Annotated in this window: 20 protein-coding genes and 1 other annotated feature; of the genes, 17 read left to right on the forward strand and 3 right to left on the reverse strand. The window is 66.8% G+C overall.

All coding sequences use genetic code 11. The features are described from left to right. Nucleotides 1-20: 20 nt before the first annotated feature. Nucleotides 21-485, reverse strand: coding sequence for a DUF4830 domain-containing protein (locus QZ332_RS00265; RefSeq protein WP_295760942.1), 465 nt, complete (start codon nucleotides 483-485; stop codon nucleotides 21-23). 98 nt (nucleotides 486-583) lie between these two features. Here QZ332_RS00265 and QZ332_RS00270 point away from each other — a divergent pair, with 98 nt between their 5' ends. The 9 genes from QZ332_RS00270 (at nucleotide 584) to tyrS (ending at nucleotide 10,352) form a co-directional block, all read left to right on the forward strand. Then, the gene (locus tag QZ332_RS00270; RefSeq protein ID WP_295760943.1) at nucleotides 584-1,306 is read left to right on the forward strand and encodes a pseudouridine synthase; all 723 of its coding nucleotides are present in this window, start codon (nucleotides 584-586) and stop codon (nucleotides 1,304-1,306) included. Between the two features lie 156 nt (nucleotides 1,307-1,462). Further along, nucleotides 1,463-2,554: a CdaR family transcriptional regulator gene (locus QZ332_RS00275; RefSeq protein ID WP_295760944.1), complete on the forward strand. Its 1,092-nt coding sequence runs from the start codon at nucleotides 1,463-1,465 to the stop codon at nucleotides 2,552-2,554. A gap of 312 nt (nucleotides 2,555-2,866) precedes the next feature. After that, complete coding sequence (gene ftsE / locus QZ332_RS00280; RefSeq protein ID WP_295760945.1) at nucleotides 2,867-3,580, forward strand: cell division ATP-binding protein FtsE; 714 nt, start codon at nucleotides 2,867-2,869, stop codon at nucleotides 3,578-3,580. Then, nucleotides 3,573-4,454 carry a permease-like cell division protein FtsX gene (gene ftsX / locus QZ332_RS00285; protein WP_295760946.1) on the forward strand — a complete coding sequence of 294 codons (882 nt, stop codon included), beginning with the start codon at nucleotides 3,573-3,575 and terminating at the stop codon, nucleotides 4,452-4,454. The genes ftsE and ftsX overlap by 8 nt, the downstream gene beginning before the upstream one ends. A gap of 10 nt (nucleotides 4,455-4,464) precedes the next feature. Further along, nucleotides 4,465-5,706: a murein hydrolase activator EnvC gene (locus tag QZ332_RS00290; protein WP_295760947.1), complete on the forward strand. Its 1,242-nt coding sequence runs from the start codon at nucleotides 4,465-4,467 to the stop codon at nucleotides 5,704-5,706. A gap of 44 nt (nucleotides 5,707-5,750) precedes the next feature. After that, nucleotides 5,751-6,479, forward strand: coding sequence for a hypothetical protein (locus tag QZ332_RS00295; protein ID WP_295760949.1), 729 nt, complete (start codon nucleotides 5,751-5,753; stop codon nucleotides 6,477-6,479). A gap of 120 nt (nucleotides 6,480-6,599) precedes the next feature. Beyond that, a complete protein-coding gene (gene greA, locus QZ332_RS00300; protein WP_295760951.1) occupies nucleotides 6,600-7,070 on the forward strand; it encodes a transcription elongation factor GreA in 471 nt (156 codons plus the stop codon). An 88-nt stretch (nucleotides 7,071-7,158) separates the two neighbouring features. Further along, nucleotides 7,159-8,658 (forward strand): lysine--tRNA ligase, encoded by a 1,500-nt coding sequence (gene lysS / locus QZ332_RS00305; RefSeq protein WP_295760952.1) that lies wholly within the window; start codon nucleotides 7,159-7,161, stop codon nucleotides 8,656-8,658. 157 nt (nucleotides 8,659-8,815) lie between these two features. After that, nucleotides 8,816-9,067 (forward strand) — a binding site (T-box leader). Nucleotides 9,068-9,125: 58 nt separating this feature from the next. Continuing rightward, nucleotides 9,126-10,352 carry a tyrosine--tRNA ligase gene (gene tyrS, locus QZ332_RS00310; RefSeq protein WP_295760954.1) on the forward strand — a complete coding sequence of 409 codons (1,227 nt, stop codon included), beginning with the start codon at nucleotides 9,126-9,128 and terminating at the stop codon, nucleotides 10,350-10,352. 75 nt (nucleotides 10,353-10,427) lie between these two features. Here the strand turns inward: tyrS and QZ332_RS00315 are convergent, their stop codons facing one another. After that, a complete protein-coding gene (locus QZ332_RS00315; RefSeq protein WP_295760956.1) occupies nucleotides 10,428-10,844 on the reverse strand; it encodes a hypothetical protein in 417 nt (138 codons plus the stop codon). Continuing rightward, the gene (locus QZ332_RS00320) at nucleotides 10,841-11,044 is read right to left on the reverse strand and encodes a helix-turn-helix transcriptional regulator (RefSeq protein WP_295760958.1); all 204 of its coding nucleotides are present in this window, start codon (nucleotides 11,042-11,044) and stop codon (nucleotides 10,841-10,843) included. Before QZ332_RS00320 ends, QZ332_RS00315 begins: the two co-directional genes overlap by 4 nt. Before the next feature lie 166 nt (nucleotides 11,045-11,210). Here QZ332_RS00320 and QZ332_RS00325 point away from each other — a divergent pair, with 166 nt between their 5' ends. The 8 genes from QZ332_RS00325 to QZ332_RS00360 are packed head-to-tail and all read left to right on the forward strand — an operon-like array spanning nucleotide 11,211 to nucleotide 15,897. Continuing rightward, entirely contained in the window at nucleotides 11,211-12,125 is a 915-nt protein-coding gene (locus tag QZ332_RS00325; protein WP_295760960.1) for a stage III sporulation protein AA, read from the forward strand. Continuing rightward, nucleotides 12,119-12,616, forward strand: a complete 498-nt coding sequence (locus tag QZ332_RS00330) for a stage III sporulation protein AB (RefSeq protein WP_295760961.1) — start codon at nucleotides 12,119-12,121, stop codon at nucleotides 12,614-12,616. The genes QZ332_RS00325 and QZ332_RS00330 overlap by 7 nt, the downstream gene beginning before the upstream one ends. Before the next feature lie 11 nt (nucleotides 12,617-12,627). Continuing rightward, nucleotides 12,628-12,822: a stage III sporulation protein AC gene (gene spoIIIAC, locus QZ332_RS00335; RefSeq protein WP_295760964.1), complete on the forward strand. Its 195-nt coding sequence runs from the start codon at nucleotides 12,628-12,630 to the stop codon at nucleotides 12,820-12,822. A 2-nt stretch (nucleotides 12,823-12,824) separates the two neighbouring features. Beyond that, nucleotides 12,825-13,214 carry a SpoIIIAC/SpoIIIAD family protein gene (locus QZ332_RS00340; RefSeq protein ID WP_295760966.1) on the forward strand — a complete coding sequence of 130 codons (390 nt, stop codon included), beginning with the start codon at nucleotides 12,825-12,827 and terminating at the stop codon, nucleotides 13,212-13,214. Then, on the forward strand, nucleotides 13,211-14,287 hold the full coding sequence (locus QZ332_RS00345) for a stage III sporulation protein AE (RefSeq protein ID WP_295760969.1): 1,077 nt from the start codon (nucleotides 13,211-13,213) through the stop codon (nucleotides 14,285-14,287). Before QZ332_RS00340 ends, QZ332_RS00345 begins: the two co-directional genes overlap by 4 nt. Further along, nucleotides 14,284-14,760 (forward strand): stage III sporulation protein AF, encoded by a 477-nt coding sequence (locus QZ332_RS00350; protein ID WP_295760971.1) that lies wholly within the window; start codon nucleotides 14,284-14,286, stop codon nucleotides 14,758-14,760. Before QZ332_RS00345 ends, QZ332_RS00350 begins: the two co-directional genes overlap by 4 nt. Further along, the gene (locus tag QZ332_RS00355) at nucleotides 14,744-15,265 is read left to right on the forward strand and encodes a hypothetical protein (protein WP_295760973.1); all 522 of its coding nucleotides are present in this window, start codon (nucleotides 14,744-14,746) and stop codon (nucleotides 15,263-15,265) included. Before QZ332_RS00350 ends, QZ332_RS00355 begins: the two co-directional genes overlap by 17 nt. A 23-nt stretch (nucleotides 15,266-15,288) precedes the next feature. After that, nucleotides 15,289-15,897 carry a SpoIIIAH-like family protein gene (locus QZ332_RS00360; RefSeq protein WP_295760974.1) on the forward strand — a complete coding sequence of 203 codons (609 nt, stop codon included), beginning with the start codon at nucleotides 15,289-15,291 and terminating at the stop codon, nucleotides 15,895-15,897. The last annotated feature ends 33 nt before the right edge of the window (nucleotides 15,898-15,930 follow it).

The following is a 15,930-nucleotide window of genomic DNA, read 5'->3' on the forward strand; positions in this document are numbered from 1 at the left end:
CTGCGGCAGTCCTTTTTTGCTCAGCCCTCCGCCTGGACCAGCGGGAGCTGGAAGCCGTTGGCCCCGGAGGAGCAGACGTCCCCGGCGGCCGGAGCCTCCTCACAGATGTAAAGGTTGGCCTGGACGCCCTCGGCCTGGCCCGGGTAGTTGGAGACGGCGTAGGTGTACCGGGCCACCTGCTTGCCGCAGCAGCGGCTCAGGTCGAAGCCCTGGCCGAGCTGGAGCTCGTTGTACGAGAGATAGGGCTCCTCCAGCTTGGCGGGCAGCAGGAACTGCAGCGTCTCGATGGGCTCCGGCTCCACCTCCCAGCCCAGGGATCGGAGATAGGCGGTCCGTTCTTCATTGGTCGTCAGCTTCGGCAGGGGCGTCTCCGGCTCCTCCGGCGCCCGGCCCACCAGGACGATCAGCACCGCCATGACCACGCCCATGAGGACGATGGCGGCGGCGGCTCTCTTTCGGGAGAATTTTGCGGTCCAAATCAACATGTCGATCCCTCCTGACAGTTCCTTATTCATTTCCCCGGTGGAATATGATAAGATGGGATGAGCGATCGTCGGTCTGGACGGAGGAAGGGGAAGGATCTATGGGGAAACAGCGGCTGGATAAGATCGTGGCCTCCACCGGGAGGTGGTCCCGGCGGGAGGTGAAGGAGCTGGCCCGCCGGGGGCAGGTGACGGTGGGGGGCGCCGTCGTCCGCTCGGTGGAGGAGAAGTTCGACCCGGAGACGGCGGAGATCGCCGTGGGCGGCGCCCCCCTGGGCTGGCGCCGGCACACCTGGATCATGATGAACAAGCCCGCCGGGGTCCTCTCCGCCACGGAGGACGGGCGGGGGGAGACCGTCCTGGACCTGCTGCCCCGGGACCTCCAAAGGCTGGGGCTGTTCCCGGTGGGCCGCCTGGACAAGGATACCGAGGGCCTGCTGCTGCTGACGGACGAGGGGCCGCTGGCCCACGCCCTGCTGTCGCCGAAGCGGCACGTGGACAAGATATACTATGCCAGGACGGCGGGCCGTTTGACGGAGGAGGACTGCCGGGCCTTCGCCGCCGGGCTGTCTTTGGAGGATGGGCTGACCTGCCTCCCCGCGGAGCTGGAGATCCTCTCGGCAGGGGAGGAGAGCGAGGCCCATGTCACCCTGCGGGAGGGGAAGTTCCATCAGGTGAAGCGGATGCTGGCCTCCCGGGGGAAGGCGGTGCTGTATCTGGAGCGGATACAGATGGGGGCATTGCCCCTGGACCGGGGGCTCCGCCGGGGCGCTTTCCGCTTTTTGACCGAGGAGGAGATCGATGGGCTCCGCGCCCTTGTATAGTTCTGAGAAAAAGCCCGAATACTTACCAAAAAGAGACAGAGTTTTTTGTTGAAAAAAGAAAAAACATCTTGCAATTTGGTGAAGTTGACGATATAATAGACTTGTTTGAAAAGTGGTATCAATACTTCCCCGGTATTTTAGGTGAGGAGGACGGCCATGTCTGGAAGGATCTATCAAAATGTGGTATTGCAGCTAAAGGAGAACACGGACCGCACGATCGGGGTCATCGATGGGGAAGGTGTGGTGATCGCGTGCAGCGAGCTCTCCCTCATCGGGCAGCGCTGGACCGAGTACGTCCCGGTAGTGAACAACGCCGCCGGCGCGCTGATCTCCTCCGACGGCAAGACGTTCAAGGCGCTCAACGGCTGGGGGAACCAATTCGATTACGCGGCCTTCGCCTTTGGGGAGAACGACGTCAGCAAGGCGGTGTGCTCCGTGGCGACGGTGGCCCTGAACGCCGCCAAAGCCTACTACGAGGAGAAGCATGACCGCGGCTCCTTCATCAAGGACATCATCTCCGACAACATCATGCTGGGCGATATCTACATGCGGGCCAAGGAGCTGCGGGTCACCGCCGACGTGGCCCGGGGCGTCTTCGTGGTCCGGGCGCTGAAGAAGGGGGAGTCCGTCCCCACCGACGTGGTCCAGGCCATGTTCCCCGACCGGCAGAACGACTTCGTCCTCAACATCGGCGACGGCGACGTGGTCCTGGTCCGGCAGATGCCCGAGGGAGCGGGCTTCCGGGAGCTGAACAAGATCGCCTCTTCCATCGAGGAGAGCCTGCGCTCCGGCACGGAGAGCACCGTGGTGGTGGGCATCGGCACGATCGCCACCCATCTGCGGGACCTGGCCAAGTCCTATAAGGAGGCCCAGATCTCCATCGACGTGGGCAAGGTCTTCGACACGGAGAAATATGTCATCAACTACGAGAACCTGGGCATCGGCCGCCTGATCTACCAGCTGCCCACGACCCTTTGCGAGATGTTCCTCCAGGAGGTGTTCAAGAAGAACCCCATCGACGCGCTGGACAAGGAGACCCTCTTCACCATCCACCGCTTCTTCGAGAACAACCTGAACGTCTCCGAGACGGCCCGGAAGCTCTTCGTCCACCGGAACACCCTGGTCTACCGGCTGGAGAAGATCAAGAAGCTCACCGGCCTGGACCTGCGGGAGTTCGACGACGCCATCACCTTCAAGGTGGCCCTGATGGTCAAGAAGTACCTGACCTCCCGGGGGATCGATTCTTAAAAACAGCGGGAGCGGCGGACGGAGTTCCGCCGCTCCGCTCGTCGACAGGCGCGGGGCCTCCCCGGCGGGGCGGGAGGGCGCGTGCAGGATGTCCCGGGGCAGGGGCGGCGGGGATCCGTCCGCCGCCCCCGGCGGGGCTTGACAGGCCGGGCCGGGCCATGGTAGACTGGACGGAGAGACTACTGCGATAGTTTCATGCCTTTGGCGACGCTCCGCATTGACGGGGAGCGCGGTTCATGCTACAATAGCGCGTGGATCGTGTCGACTGCGTCACGCGGCCCCCATTTTCCGACACCAATTGGAGGTGCCTCTATGGTAGGATCAGAAAGCGCCCTCATCGAATTGAAGGACGTGGAGATGGAATACGACAACGGGACCCGGGCGATCCAGGGGATCTCCCTGCGGATCGACCCCGGCGAGTTCGTCTTCCTGGTGGGCCCCTCCGGCTCCGGCAAGTCCACCATCATCAAGCTGCTCACCGGCGAGGTGGAGCCCAGCGCGGGCCGTGTCCGGGTCAACGGCTTCTCCACCCGGAACATCTCCGAGCGGCAGATCCCCCTGATGCGCCGGACCCTGGGGGTCATCTTCCAGGACTTCCGCCTGATCGAGAAGAAGACGGTCTACGACAACCTGGCCTTCGTCATGCGGGCGGTGGGGGCCTCCGTCAAGGAGAGCCGCAAGCGCATCCCCTACGTCCTGCAGCTGGTGGGCCTGGAGAAGAAGGCCCACAGCTATCCGGACGAGCTCTCCGGCGGAGAGCAGCAGCGGGTGGCCATCGCCCGGGCCCTGGTGAACAACCCGGCCACCATCATCGCCGACGAGCCCACCGGCAACCTCGATCCGGAGCGGTCCCTGGAGCTGATGGACCTTCTGGTGAAGATCAATGAGCTGGGCACCACCATGGTGGTGGTGACCCATGAGAAGGACCTGGTGGACCGCTTCGGCAAGCGGGTGGTCACGATCGATTCCGGCCGGGTGATCAACGACAGCGTCGGCGGCTATGTGGGAGGACACATCCATGGGTAAGCACAATTTCGGATACTTCGTCCATGAGGGCTTCTCCAATATGTTCAGCCACGGCTTCATGAGCTTCGCCGCCATCGGCATCACCGTGGCCTGCCTGCTGATCATGGGGACCTTCACCCTGGTGGCGGTGAACGCGAACGGGCTCTTGGAGGACCTGGAGCAGGAGAACGAGATGCTGGCCTTCGTGGAGGAGGACCATCCGGATCCCCAGGGCCTGCAGAGCCGGCTGGAGGCCATCCCCAACGTGGAGTCTGCCGCGTTCATCAGCCGGCAGGAGGCCATGGAGAGCTTCCTGGAGGACTACCCGGACGAGGACATGTTCAAGGACCTGGACCCGCAGATCCTGCGGGACCGGTTCTCCATACGGGTCCTGGACCTGGAGCAGATCTCCAAGACCAAGGAGGCCGTGGAGGCCGTGGACGGCATCGCCCACGCCAACGCCTCCGAGGCGGTGGCGGAGGGCTTCATCACCATCCGGAACGTGGCGACGGTGGTGTGCATCGCGCTGATCGCCATCTTGTTCCTGGTGTCGGTGTTCATCATCTCCAACACGATCCGCCTCACCACCTTCGACCGGCGGGAGGAGATCGCCATCATGCGGATGGTGGGCGCGACCAACGGCTTCATCCGCTGGCCCTTCGTCTATGAGGGGTCCCTGCTGGGCTTCCTGGGGGCGGCCATCGCCTTTTTGATGCAGTGGGGCCTTTACGAGGCGGTGGCGAAGGGCGTGAGCACCAGCGACGTCCTGCAGCTCATCGACGTGATCCCCTTCCGGGAGCTGTGGGCGCCGGTGGCGGCCTCCTTCGCGGGGGCGGGGATCTTGATCGGCGTGGGGGGGAGCCTCTCCGCCATCCGGAAATACTTACAGGTCTGAGGAGGACGGCATGCGGGATAAGCGAAGGTTCGGATGGCTCTGCCGGTCCCTGCCGCTTTTGGCGCTGGCGCTGCTGCTGACGCTGGGCTCCCTGCCCACGCCCGCCGCGGCGGTGACCCAGGCGGACATCGACGCGCTGAAGAGCGACGCCAAGGACATCGCCCAGGAGAAGAAGGACATCCAGGCCCAGATCGACAAGCTGTCCACGGACATCAGCACCACCATGGAGCGCAAGCGCCTCCTGGACAGCCAGATCGGCCTGACGGAGGGCGAGATCGCCAACAAGGAAGAGGAGATCGCCGTCTACGCGGATCTGATCGTCCAGACGGAGGCGGAGCTGGCGGACGCCGAGGCCCGGGAAGCGGCGCAGTACGAGCTTTTTTGCAAGCGCGTCCGGGCCATGGAGGAGCAGGGGAAGGTGGAGTACTGGTCCGTGCTGTTCCGGGCGGACAGCTTCTCGGACCTCCTGGGCCGGCTGGACATCATCAATGAGATCATGGAGTATGACCAGCGGGTCATCAGCAATCTGAAGGAGCTCCAGGCCCTCACCGCCGGGAAGAAGGCGGAGCTGGAGGGGCAGAAGGCCGCGTCGGAGGCGGCGAAGGCGGAGCTGGAGGGGAAGAAGCGGGACCTCGCCGCCCAGCGGGACGCCGCCAACGCCCTGGTCGCGAAGCTGCGCCAGCAGCAGCAGGCGCAGGAGGATGCCCTGGATGACCTGTCCGACGAGGAGGAGGCGGTCCAGTCCCGCATCAAGGAACTGACCCGGAAGATGGCGGAGGAGGAAGCGGCCCGCCGGGCCGCGGCGGGACAGTCTGCCCCCGCCTCCAATCCCGGCGGGTACATCTGGCCGGTGAGCAGCCATTACATCACCTCCACCGTGGGCGGCCGGGCCTCTCCCGGCGGCATCGGGTCCACCAACCACAAGGGCACCGACATCGGCCGGGTGGGCTACGACAGCACCATCTACGCCGCCAAAGCGGGGACGGTCCTGATCTCCGAGTATTCCAAGTCCTACGGGAATTACGTGGTCCTCTACCACGGCAGCGGCAACACCACGCTCTACGCCCATATGAGCAGCCGGAAGGTCAGCGTGGGCCAGTCGGTGCGGCAGGGCGACGTCCTGGGGATCACCGGCTCCACCGGCAACTCCACGGGGCCCCACCTCCATTTCGAGATCAAGGAGAACGACGCGATCGTCGATCCCCTGGCCAAGGGGTATCTGACCGGATATACGCTGTCCGGGTCGGCATGATCCAGCCTCCCGCCCCATATCATGGGGCGGGAGGTAGTGTTTTTATGGTTGGTTACTTGGCATGGGCGGAGCCCGGACGCGGACAGCGGAGCGTCCGTTTGGAGGAGCGGATCGTCCTCCGGATGCGGTTTTTACAGGCGGGGATCGTGAAGGGCCTCCATCAGGCGGTGACCCGCCGCCGGGTGCTGGCGGCGGGGAAGAAGCTGCGCAAGCGCGGCGTGGCGCAGGTGGTCCTGCCGGAGGAGTTCCCTTACAAGGAGCAGCTGGCACGGTGCGGCCTGCGGCCGGTCAGCACCCTGGCCCTCCGGCGGGCCCTGGCGGCGGATTGGGTCTGGTCGGGGCTGGGGGCGGAGGGCCGGACGGCGGCCGGGGCCCGGGTGGCCGTGACGGCGGCGGCGCTGACGGGGGAGGTGGTCCGCACGGTGACGGAGCTGGCCCTCCGGCACCGCTATGTGCTGCTGGACCTGCCCTACGGCGGGGAGGAGCTGTGCCGCCAGCTGCGGCGGGAGTACGGGGTGTCGCTGCTGCTGGGGCCGGACCGGGAGCAGCTGGAGGGGGCGGAGGCGCTGGTCCTCTTCGATCGGCGGCCGGACCTCTCTTTGGCGAACCCCGTGGCCCTGCGGCTCTACGACGAGGAGCAGGCCCTGCCGCCCCTGGCCCTGCCGCCGGGCATGGAGGAGGCGGTCCCTCCGGGCGTGGACCGGGGCCAGCTGCTGGCGGTCCTCCGGGAGGCGGGGGCCCTCAAGCGGGAGCAGATCGCCCTGGGCGGATAAAATGACCCGGCCGGGAGGCTTGACATTCGGAGGGTCCTTCTATATAATATCGATTTGTGAAATCACGCCGCAGGGGGGACCCTCCGGCGTGAAGCATATCGAAGGAAGGGACTACCGAACATGGCAAAAGGGTATAAGATGAGTCAGGCTCGCTATGACGAGCTGCAGGAGGAACTGAATTACCTCAAGACCACCCGTTCCGACGAGGTGGCGGAGCAGATCAAGGTCGCCCGGGGCTTCGGCGATCTGAGCGAGAACAGCGAATACGACGAGGCCAAGAACGAGCAGGGCAAGCTGTATTCCCACATCGCCGAGGTGGAGGAGATCTTGCAGCATGCGGTCATCGTGGACGAGAGCAGCAGCACGGACGTGGTGGCGATCGGCTGCAAGGTGACGGTGGCCGGGGCGGACGGGAAGGCCCTGCCGGTCTACACCATCGTGGGCTCTCAGGAGTCCGACCCCATGCACGGCATCATCTCGGAGGAATCCCCCTTCGGCAAGGCCCTGATCGGCGCGAAGGAAGGGGATGCCGTCACCGTGGAGGCGCCCAGGGGGAACATCCGCTACACCGTTTTGAAGATCGAGCGCTGAGCCGCTCCCCCTCCGGGGGAGCGGCCGGGAGAGCGCCCGGGCCCTCGGCCGGAGCGGCGGCGGAATGCTTACGATAAGGAGAGAGAGCATGGCTGAACGAATGAAGGACCAGCAGCCCGAGCAGGATCTGAGCCAGCAGACGAAGGTCCGCCGGGAGAAGCTGGCGGAGCTCCAGGCGGCGGGGGAGGACCCCTTCCAGCGGACCCGGTTCGATTGGGACGCCACGTCCCGTCAGATCAAGGACGACTTCGACGCCATGGAGGGCAGGCCCGTCAAGGTGGCGGGCCGCCTCATGAGCAAGCGGGGCATGGGCAAGGTGAGCTTCTGCGACCTCCAGGACCGGGACGGCCGCATCCAGCTCTACGCCCGGCAGGACGAGATGGACGAGGCGGTCTATAAGAAGTTCAAGAAGTTCGACATCGGCGACATCGTCGGCGTGGACGGCGAGGTCTTCCGCACCCAGCGGGGGGAGATGAGCGTCCGGGCGAAAAACATCACCCTGCTGAGCAAGTCCCTGCTGCCCCTGCCGGAGAAGTTCCACGGCCTCCGGGACAAGGAGCTCCGTTACCGCCAGCGGTATGTGGATCTGATGATGGACCCGGACGTGAAGCGGAACTTCCAGATCCGCTCCCGGTTCATCCAGTCCATGCGCCGCTACCTGGACGAGCGGGGCTATATCGAGGTGGAGACCCCCGTGCTGAACACCCTGGCGGGCGGCGCGGCGGCCCGGCCCTTCGTCACCCACCACAACACGCTGGACATCGATATGTACATGCGCATCGCCACGGAGCTGCCGCTGAAGCGGCTGATCGTGGGCGGCATGGACCGGGTGTACGAGATCGGCCGCATCTTCCGCAACGAGGGCATGGATCCCAAGCATAACCCGGAGTTCACCACCGTGGAGCTGTATCAGGCGTACACGGACTTCCACGGCATGATGGACGTGGCGGAGGGCATCCTCTCCGGCGCGGCCAAGGAGATCCTGGGGACTTATCAGGTGGAGTGGCTGGGCCAGCAGATCGACCTGTCCCCCGGCTGGCGGCGGCTGACCATGATCGACGCCGTGCGGGAGTACGCGGGGGTGGACTTCGGCGCCGTCTCCGACGACGCTGGGGCCGTGGCCGCCGCCAAGGCCATCGGCGTGGAGCTGGCGGACACGGCGGACAAGACCTGGGGCAATGCCCTGTATGCCTGTTTCGACCAGAAGGTGGAGGGGAAGCTGATCCAGCCCACCTTCATCACCATGTATCCGGTGGAGGTCTCCCCGCTGACCAAGCGGAGCCCCAAGGACCCCCGCCTGACGGAGCGCTTCGAGCTGTTCATCTGCTGCAGTGAGCTGGCCAACGCCTATTCGGAGCTGAACGATCCCATCGACCAGCGCCGCCGCTTCGAGAAGCAGGCGGAGCTCCGGGACCGGGGCGACGACGAGACGGAGATGCTGGACGAGGATTTCCTCACCGCCCTGGAGTACGGCATGCCCCCTACCGGCGGCATGGGCATGGGCATCGACCGCTGCGTCATGCTGCTGACCGGAGCGGACAGCATCCGGGACGTGATCTTGTTCCCCACGATGAAGCCGCTGGACTGACCCTGGAGATAGGGGAGGGCCCCGCCGCATGCAGCGGCGGGGCCTGCTGTCCCCCGGGCCGGGAGATCTTCCCCATGGCGGCGCGGCTCCCCGGGGAGCGGGGGATGTTTTCCGGCGGTCCGTATTGACGATCCCGTCCGCATCTGCTAGAATACTCATTACAGTGATGAAAAGGACCAGTACCCGTCACGATCCCCCCTCAAGAGAGCTCCCGGCTGGTGGAAGGGAGCGGGAGGCGGACGGCGAATACCCCTTGGAGCTGGCGCCCGAACGGGAGGGAGATCCCCAGTAGGCGCGCACCGGGTGCGCCCGTTACCGCGCCGCCGTGTGCCGGCACGGCATGAGGCGTCCGCCCGTGAGGACGGCGTGAACCAGAGGTGGTACCGCGGAAATGCTTTTCGCCCTCTGTCCCCATCGGGACGGGGGCGTTTTTCGTTCCGAAAAACACATCAAAAGGAGAATGAGACATGCAGATCTACGAAGAACTGAAGGCCCGGGGCCTGATCGCCCAAGTCACGGACGAGGAGGAGATCCGGGAGCTGGTGGACGGCGGCAAGGCCGTGTTCTACATCGGCTTCGACCCCACGGCGGACAGCCTCCATGTGGGCCACTTCATGGCCCTGTGCCTGATGAAGCGGCTGCAGATGGCGGGGAACCGGCCCATCGCCCTGATCGGCGGCGGCACCGGCATGGTGGGCGACCCCTCCGGCCGGACGGACATGCGGCAGATGATGACCCCCGAGACCATCCAGCACAACTGCGACTGCTTCAAAAAGCAGATGGAGCGCTTCATCGAGTTCGGTCCGGACAAGGCCATCATGGTGAACAACGCCGAGTGGCTGATGGAGCTGAACTATATCGAGCTGCTGCGGGAAGTGGGCGCGTGCTTCTCCGTGAACAACATGCTCCGGGCGGAGTGTTACAAGCAGCGGATGGAGAAGGGCCTGAGCTTCCTGGAGTTCAACTATATGATCATGCAGTCCTATGACTTCTACCATATGTTCCAGACCCTGGGCTGCAACATGCAGTTCGGCGGGGACGACCAGTGGAGCAACATGCTGGGCGGCACGGAGCTGATCCGCCGGAAGCTGGGCAAGGACGCCTACGCCATGACCATCACCCTGCTGATGAACTCCGAGGGCAAGAAGATGGGCAAGACCGCCAAGGGCGCGGTCTGGCTGGACCCCAACAAGACCAGCCCCTTCGAGTTCTACCAGTATTGGCGGAACGTGGGCGACGCGGACGTGCTGAAGTGCATCCGGATGCTGACCTTCCTGCCCCTGGAGCAGATCGACGAGATGGACCGCTGGGAGGGCAGCCAGCTGAACCGGGCCAAGGAGATCCTGGCTTACGAGCTGACCAAGCTGGTCCACGGCGGGGAGGAGGCGGAGAAGGCCCAGGAGACCGCCCGGGGCCTCTTCGCGGGGAGCGGCTCCACGGAGCACATGCCCTCTACGGAGCTGCCCGCCGCGAAGTTCGAGGACGGGAAGATCGGGGCCGTCGCGCTGCTGGTGGCCTGCGGTCTGTGCCCCTCCAACGGGGAGGCCCGGCGGCTGATCCAGCAGGGGGGCATGATGGTGGGCGACCGGAAGGTCACGGACATCGCCGCCGCCTTCGATCAGGCGGACTTCCAGGGGGAGGGCGTCATCATCAAAAAAGGCAAGAAGGTGTTCCACCGGGCCTATGTCCGGTGACCGGGGAAGGAGGGCGGGAGCCCTCCTTCCTTTTGACCGCTGAGGGAAGCGCCTGTCGTTCGACAGGCGCTTCCCTCACATCTCCCGCTGATACCGCACCACCAGATAGACCTCCAGCGCGCTTTTCGCGACAAAGGTCACGATCGCCGCCAGGGTCACCCAAAGAGGCGCGTCGAAGCCCAGAGACACCCACGCCGCTGCGATGACGGCCCATTGCAGCACGTCTCCGGACAGGGCCTTGGCCCGGCGGCGGATGGCCACGTTCCGCTCGTCGGTCTCCTCGATCTCCTTCTTCCGGGCCTGGGCCGGGTCCTTCTGGTCCAGGTGCAGCATCAGCAGCTGTGTCAGCCCGATGGCGGCCATGCCGCTGCCGGAGCCCATCAGCGTGCTGCCCGCGCTGTCGGGGACCGTCCCCCTCAAAAGCAGCGACGCAGCGGCCAGGAACAGACCCACGACGATGAAGCCAACGTACAGCGTCTTTTTCTTCTTCATGACGGCTCCTCCTCGTAAAGAAAGATCTCTTCGATCGCCACCCCGAAGTACCGGGACAGCTTGAACGCCAGCAGGATGGACGGGTTGTACCGCCCGTTCTCCAAGGACCCGATGGTCTGCCGGGAGACCGCCAGCGCGTCCGCCAGCTCCTCCTGCCGGAGCCCTCGGGCCTTCCGCAGCTCCTCCAGCCGGTTTTTCATGGACGACCTCCTCTCAAGGGCGATGGAAAGCCTGCTTTCCATCACGAGGATACCACGTCCCGGGCAAGATGTCAAGCGCGCTTTCCATAAAAATTTTTGGACAGACGGTCATAGAGTGGGACGGGCCCTCATAGAGTGGAGTAACGAAAGGAAGGGGGGACCTCCCTTGCAAAAAGACGAACGGGTCAGCCGCTATGACCAGGCCGCCGCCATCCTGCCCAGCCGCCTGCGGAAGGCGGCGTCGGTCCTCTCCGACGGGGAGAAGGCCGCGGCGGAGGAGATCCGTCTCCGGGCGGGGCGGCCCTTGTCCGTCCTGCTCCCCGCGGGGGAGCTGCCGCTGGAGGCGCTGGTAGAGCCGGAGGATCTGGAGACCCTGTGCGACATCGCCACGGAGTTCTCCCGCTACGCCGCCGCGGAGACCATCCGGGAGGGCTTCCTGCCCGTCCGGGGCGGCTTCCGGGTGGGGCTGTGCGGCACGGCGGTGATGAAGGACGGCGTGAACACGAACCTGAAGGACCTGTCCTCCGCCGCGATCCGCATCGCGCGGGAGCGGAAGGGGATCGCCCGGGACATCGCCCCGAAGCTGTTCCAAAACGGCGGCTTCGTCAGCACCCTGCTCCTGTCGCCGCCGGGAGGCGGCAAGACGACGCTCCTGCGGGACCTGGTCCGCTGCCTCTCGGAGGGCGGGCCGGGGCATCCGCCTCAGCGGATCTCCCTCATCGACGAGCGGGGGGAGGTGGCGGTGGTCCACCGGGGGGAGCCCCAGATGGACGTGGGGCCCCACACCGACGTACTGGACGCCTGCCCGAAGGCGCTGGGGATCCCCATCGTGCTCCGGGCCATGGATCCCCAGATCGTCGCCGTGGACGAGATCACCGTCCGGGAGGATCTGACGGCCATGAGCCTGGCGGCGGGCTGCGGGGTGGGATTGCTGGCGACGATCCACGCCGCCGACGTGCTGGAGCTCCTGCGCAAGCCCCTGTACCGGGAGCTCCTGGAGGGGCAGGTCTTCCGCCTGGCGGTGCGCATATCGCGGGACGAGGGCGGACGGTGCTATGAGCTGGAGGGACTGCCATGCTGAAGCTGCTGGGGAGCCTGTGCATCGCGGCGGGCGGCGCTCTGGCCTGGTACCTCCAGGCGGCGGAGCGCCGCCGGGAGAGGGACACGCTGTCCGACTTCCAGACGGCCTTCCGCCGGATGGGGGAGGAGATCCGCATGGCCCGGACGCCCATGCCGGCGCTGCTGCGCGCGCTGGCGGCGGGCCGGGGGACGGAGGCCGGGGCCTTCTTCGCCGCCGTCTCCGAGGCCGCGGCGCGGGGGGAGGACCTCCCGCGGGCCTGGCGGGAGCGGGCGGAGGCGTTGTCTTTGAACGAAGGGGACAAGTCCGCCGTCTCGGCCCTCGGCCAGGACCTGCAGGGCGACGAGGAGAAGGTCTGTAAAGCGATATCCCATGTCGCCTATACGCTGGCGAAGAGCGCCGAGCAGGCGGAGCGGGAGCGTCCCGAGAGGGAGAAACGGGCGGCGGCGCTGTGGTTCTCCGCCTCGGCGCTGCTGACGATCTTATTGATTTGAGGGACGAGAGCATGGATGTGGATCTGATTTTCAAGATCGCTGCCATCGGCATCCTGGTGGCGGTGCTGAACCAGCTGCTGGTCCGCTCCGGCCGGGAGGAGCAGGCCATGATGACGACGCTGGCGGGGCTGGTGGTGGTGCTCATGATGATGGTGCAGGAGATCAGCGACCTCTTCGAGCTCATCAAGGTCCTCTTCGACTTTTAGCCGTGGAGCTGTCGATCCAGGCGGCGGTGCTGTGCGTCGTCGCCGCGCTGCTGGCCGTGGTGGTCCGGCGGGGGAGCCCGGAGTCCGCCCTGCTGCTGACCCTGGGGGCCGCGGCGGTGGTCCTGCTGTCCCTGGCGGGGAGCCTGGAGGCCCTGATGGAGTTCCTGGGCCGGCTGGTGGAAGAGAGCGGGCTGTCCCGGGAGCTGTTCGTCCCCCTGTACAAGACCGTCGGCATCGCCCTGGTGGTGAAGCTGGGGGGCAGCCTCTGCCGGGACGCCGGGGAGTCGGCCCTGTCCTCGGTGGTGGAGACGGCGGGGGCGGTGTGCGCCCTGATCGCCGCGCTGCCGCTGCTCCAGGCGGTGCTGTCGCTGTTGATGGAGCTGATGCGATGAGACGATGGATGATATCGGTCCTGCTGTTCCTGCTGCTGCTGACGGGGGAGGCCCGGGCGGCGGAGCTGCCGGAGGACCTGACGGACGCCCTGCCGGAGGCGGCGGAGCGCGTCCTGGAGGCCGGCGACCTTTCCGGCCCGGCGGGCTTCTCCCAGGGGCTGGCGGGCATCCTGGAGCGCCTGACGGCGGAGGTCCAGGGGGTCCTGCGGCAGCGCCTGCGGGGCGCGGCGTCGATCCTGCTGGTGGCGGTGGCCTGCGGCGCGGTGGACGGCTTCGCCCGGGGGACCGGGGAGGGAGCGTCCTTCCTGCCCATGGCCGGGGCGCTGGCGGTCACCCTGCTGACGGCGGGGAGCCTGGAGGACCTCATCGGCCTGGGCGCGGAGACCATCCGGGAGCTGAACGTCTTCTCCAAGGCCCTGCTCCCGACCCTGGCGGCGGCCACGGCGGCCTCCGGCGCGGTGAGCACCGCCACGTTCCAGCAGGTGACCACCGTCTTCCTGGCGGACCTTTTGATGGAGCTCATCGACGGCCTCCTGATCCCGATGGTCTATCTGTACATCGGGGCCCTGACCGCCGCCGGCTGTCTGCCGGGGGACCGGCTGGGGGCCGTGGCCGAGGCGCTGAAGAAGGTCATCACGTGGATCTTGACCTCCTCGCTGCTGCTCTTCACGGTCTACCTCTCCACGGTGCGGGTCGTGGCCGGCGCGGCGGACGGCGCGGCGGTGAAGGTGGCGAAGGCCGCCGTCTCCGGCGCGGTGCCGGTGGTGGGGGGCATCATCGCCGAGGCCACGGAGACGGTCCTGGCCGGGGCGGGGATGCTGAAGAACACGATCGGCGTCTTCGGGATGCTGGCGATCCTGGCGGCCTGCGCGTACCCCTTTTTGCAGCTGGGGGTGCAGTACCTGCTGTACAAGCTGTCCGCCTTCCTGGCGGCGGCGGTGGGCGCGCCGGAGCTTTGTAAGCTCATCGACGGCCTGGGCGGGGCCTTCGGGCTGGTGCTGGGCATGACGGGGAGCTGCGCGCTGCTGCTGCTGGTGTCCGTGCTGTCCTCCGTGGCGGCGGTGACGCCATGATCGCGGCGGTGCGGGGCTGGGTCACCTCCATCGCGGCGGTGGCCCTGATCTTGACCGTGGTCCAGTCCCTGGTCCCGGAGGGGACCCTCCGGAAGATCGCCGGCTTCACCGGAGGGCTGGTGCTGCTGGCGGCGCTGCTCCAGCCGGCGCTCCGGACGGACCTGGGACGGCTGCGGCTGGACCCCTCCGGCTACGGCGAGGCCATCGGGGCGCGGGCGGAGGACCTGGCCGAGGCCGGGAAAGAAGAGCTGGCGGAGATCATAGCGGAGCGGACCGCGGCATATATATCGGACAAAGCGGACGCGCTGGGCCTCACGGTGACGGTCCGGGTGGAGACGGAGCTGGAAGCGGGGACGCCCATCCCGGCCTCGGCGGAGCTGAGGGGCCCCTATTCCCAGGGCCTGGCGGACTGGATCGCGGAGGAGCTGGGGATCCCGGCGGAGAGGCAGGTTTGGCATGACGGAAAAAACTAAAGGAGCGCGAAAGATATGGGACAGGTACAAATACGCGGCGCTGGTGGCGCTGATCGGCGCGGGGCTGCTGCTGTGGCCGGGGATCGGCGGACAGGAGGCCCCCTCCCCCAAACGCGGGGAGGAGGACCGGAGCGGCGGGGACGTGCGGCAGATCCAGCAGGAGATGGAGGAGATCCTGGGCGCCATGAGCGGCGTGGGGCAGGTGAAGGTGATGCTGACGGTGGACTCCGACGGGGAGCGGCAGCTGGCCCAGGACACGCAGCTGAGCTACAGCGGGGACACCGCCGCGCCGGAGGACTACTCCCGGCGCTCGGAGACCGTGTTGGTGGATGGCTCCGGCGGGGACGAGACGGTGGTGGTGCGCAGGACGTATCCCACCTACCGGGGGGCCCTGGTGGTGTGCCAGGGCGGCGGCGGCGCGGAGGTGCGGCTGGCGGTGACGGAGGCGGTGGCCGCCCTCACCGGGCTGCCTTCCGACCGCATCACGGTGGCAAGATGGCAGTGATCATTTGGAGGAGGAACGGATCTATGAGCGCGAGATGGAAGAGGAACATGGTCGTGGCAGTGATGGCGGTGCTGGTGTGCTCGGCGGTGGCGCTGAACTGGATGTACACCGGGCAGGAGGTCCAGGACGCCTCGGGGAAGCTGCTGGGAGAGGCCCAGCTGGTCTCCGGCAGCGGGGCGGACGGCCGGGCGGAGGACGGAGGGGCCCAGGAGGGCGCGGATCCCGCCGCGGCGGGGGACGCCGGGGCCCTGACGGACGAGGGGGCGGTATACGCCGGCTCGGACTACTTCGCCTCCGCCCGGCTGACCCGCCAGCAGGCCCGGGACAACGCCCTCTCCCTCCTCCAGGAGGCGGCGGGGCAGGAGGACGCCGACGCCGCCGTGGCCAACGAGGCGTCGGAGGGCATCCAGGCCCTGGCGTCCTGCACGCTGAAGGAGGCCCAGATCGAGAACCTGGTCACCGCCAAGGGGTACGCGGACTGCGTGGCCTTCATGGGGGACGAGAGCGTCAGCGTGGTGGTGTCCACCAAGAGCGGCGAGCTCACCGCCGAGGACGTGGCCAAGATCACCGACATCACCATGACGGAGACCGGCCTGCCGGCGGATGGGATCCGGATCATGGCGGCAAATTAGTAGTTGTATTTTCCGGCGGGATATGTTAGAATG

The sequence above is a fragment of the uncultured Oscillibacter sp. genome (assembly GCF_910584465.1).
In the GTDB taxonomy this organism is placed as follows: domain Bacteria; phylum Bacillota; class Clostridia; order Oscillospirales; family Oscillospiraceae; genus Oscillibacter.

What these genes read in the sequence shown, in the direction of transcription:
- QZ332_RS00355 (WP_295760973.1), top strand. Translation starts at nt 14,744, where the DNA reads ATGACGGAAAAAACTAAAGGAGCGCGAAAGATATGGGACAGGTACAAA.
- QZ332_RS00290 (WP_295760947.1), top strand. Translation starts at nt 4,465, where the DNA reads ATGCGGGATAAGCGAAGGTTCGGATGGCTCTGCCGGTCCCTGCCGCTT.
- QZ332_RS00360 (WP_295760974.1), top strand. Translation starts at nt 15,289, where the DNA reads ATGAGCGCGAGATGGAAGAGGAACATGGTCGTGGCAGTGATGGCGGTG.
- QZ332_RS00345 (WP_295760969.1), top strand. Translation starts at nt 13,211, where the DNA reads ATGAGACGATGGATGATATCGGTCCTGCTGTTCCTGCTGCTGCTGACG.
- QZ332_RS00270 (WP_295760943.1), top strand. Translation starts at nt 584, where the DNA reads ATGGGGAAACAGCGGCTGGATAAGATCGTGGCCTCCACCGGGAGGTGG.
- QZ332_RS00320 (WP_295760958.1), bottom strand. Translation starts at nt 11,044, where the DNA reads ATGAAAAACCGGCTGGAGGAGCTGCGGAAGGCCCGAGGGCTCCGGCAG.
- ftsE (WP_295760945.1), top strand. Translation starts at nt 2,867, where the DNA reads ATGGTAGGATCAGAAAGCGCCCTCATCGAATTGAAGGACGTGGAGATG.
- tyrS (WP_295760954.1), top strand. Translation starts at nt 9,126, where the DNA reads ATGCAGATCTACGAAGAACTGAAGGCCCGGGGCCTGATCGCCCAAGTC.
- QZ332_RS00350 (WP_295760971.1), top strand. Translation starts at nt 14,284, where the DNA reads ATGATCGCGGCGGTGCGGGGCTGGGTCACCTCCATCGCGGCGGTGGCC.
- lysS (WP_295760952.1), top strand. Translation starts at nt 7,159, where the DNA reads ATGGCTGAACGAATGAAGGACCAGCAGCCCGAGCAGGATCTGAGCCAG.
- QZ332_RS00295 (WP_295760949.1), top strand. Translation starts at nt 5,751, where the DNA reads ATGGTTGGTTACTTGGCATGGGCGGAGCCCGGACGCGGACAGCGGAGC.
- greA (WP_295760951.1), top strand. Translation starts at nt 6,600, where the DNA reads ATGGCAAAAGGGTATAAGATGAGTCAGGCTCGCTATGACGAGCTGCAG.
- spoIIIAC (WP_295760964.1), top strand. Translation starts at nt 12,628, where the DNA reads ATGGATGTGGATCTGATTTTCAAGATCGCTGCCATCGGCATCCTGGTG.
- QZ332_RS00330 (WP_295760961.1), top strand. Translation starts at nt 12,119, where the DNA reads ATGCTGAAGCTGCTGGGGAGCCTGTGCATCGCGGCGGGCGGCGCTCTG.
- QZ332_RS00315 (WP_295760956.1), bottom strand. Translation starts at nt 10,844, where the DNA reads ATGAAGAAGAAAAAGACGCTGTACGTTGGCTTCATCGTCGTGGGTCTG.
- ftsX (WP_295760946.1), top strand. Translation starts at nt 3,573, where the DNA reads ATGGGTAAGCACAATTTCGGATACTTCGTCCATGAGGGCTTCTCCAAT.
- QZ332_RS00265 (WP_295760942.1), bottom strand. Translation starts at nt 485, where the DNA reads ATGTTGATTTGGACCGCAAAATTCTCCCGAAAGAGAGCCGCCGCCGCC.
- QZ332_RS00275 (WP_295760944.1), top strand. Translation starts at nt 1,463, where the DNA reads ATGTCTGGAAGGATCTATCAAAATGTGGTATTGCAGCTAAAGGAGAAC.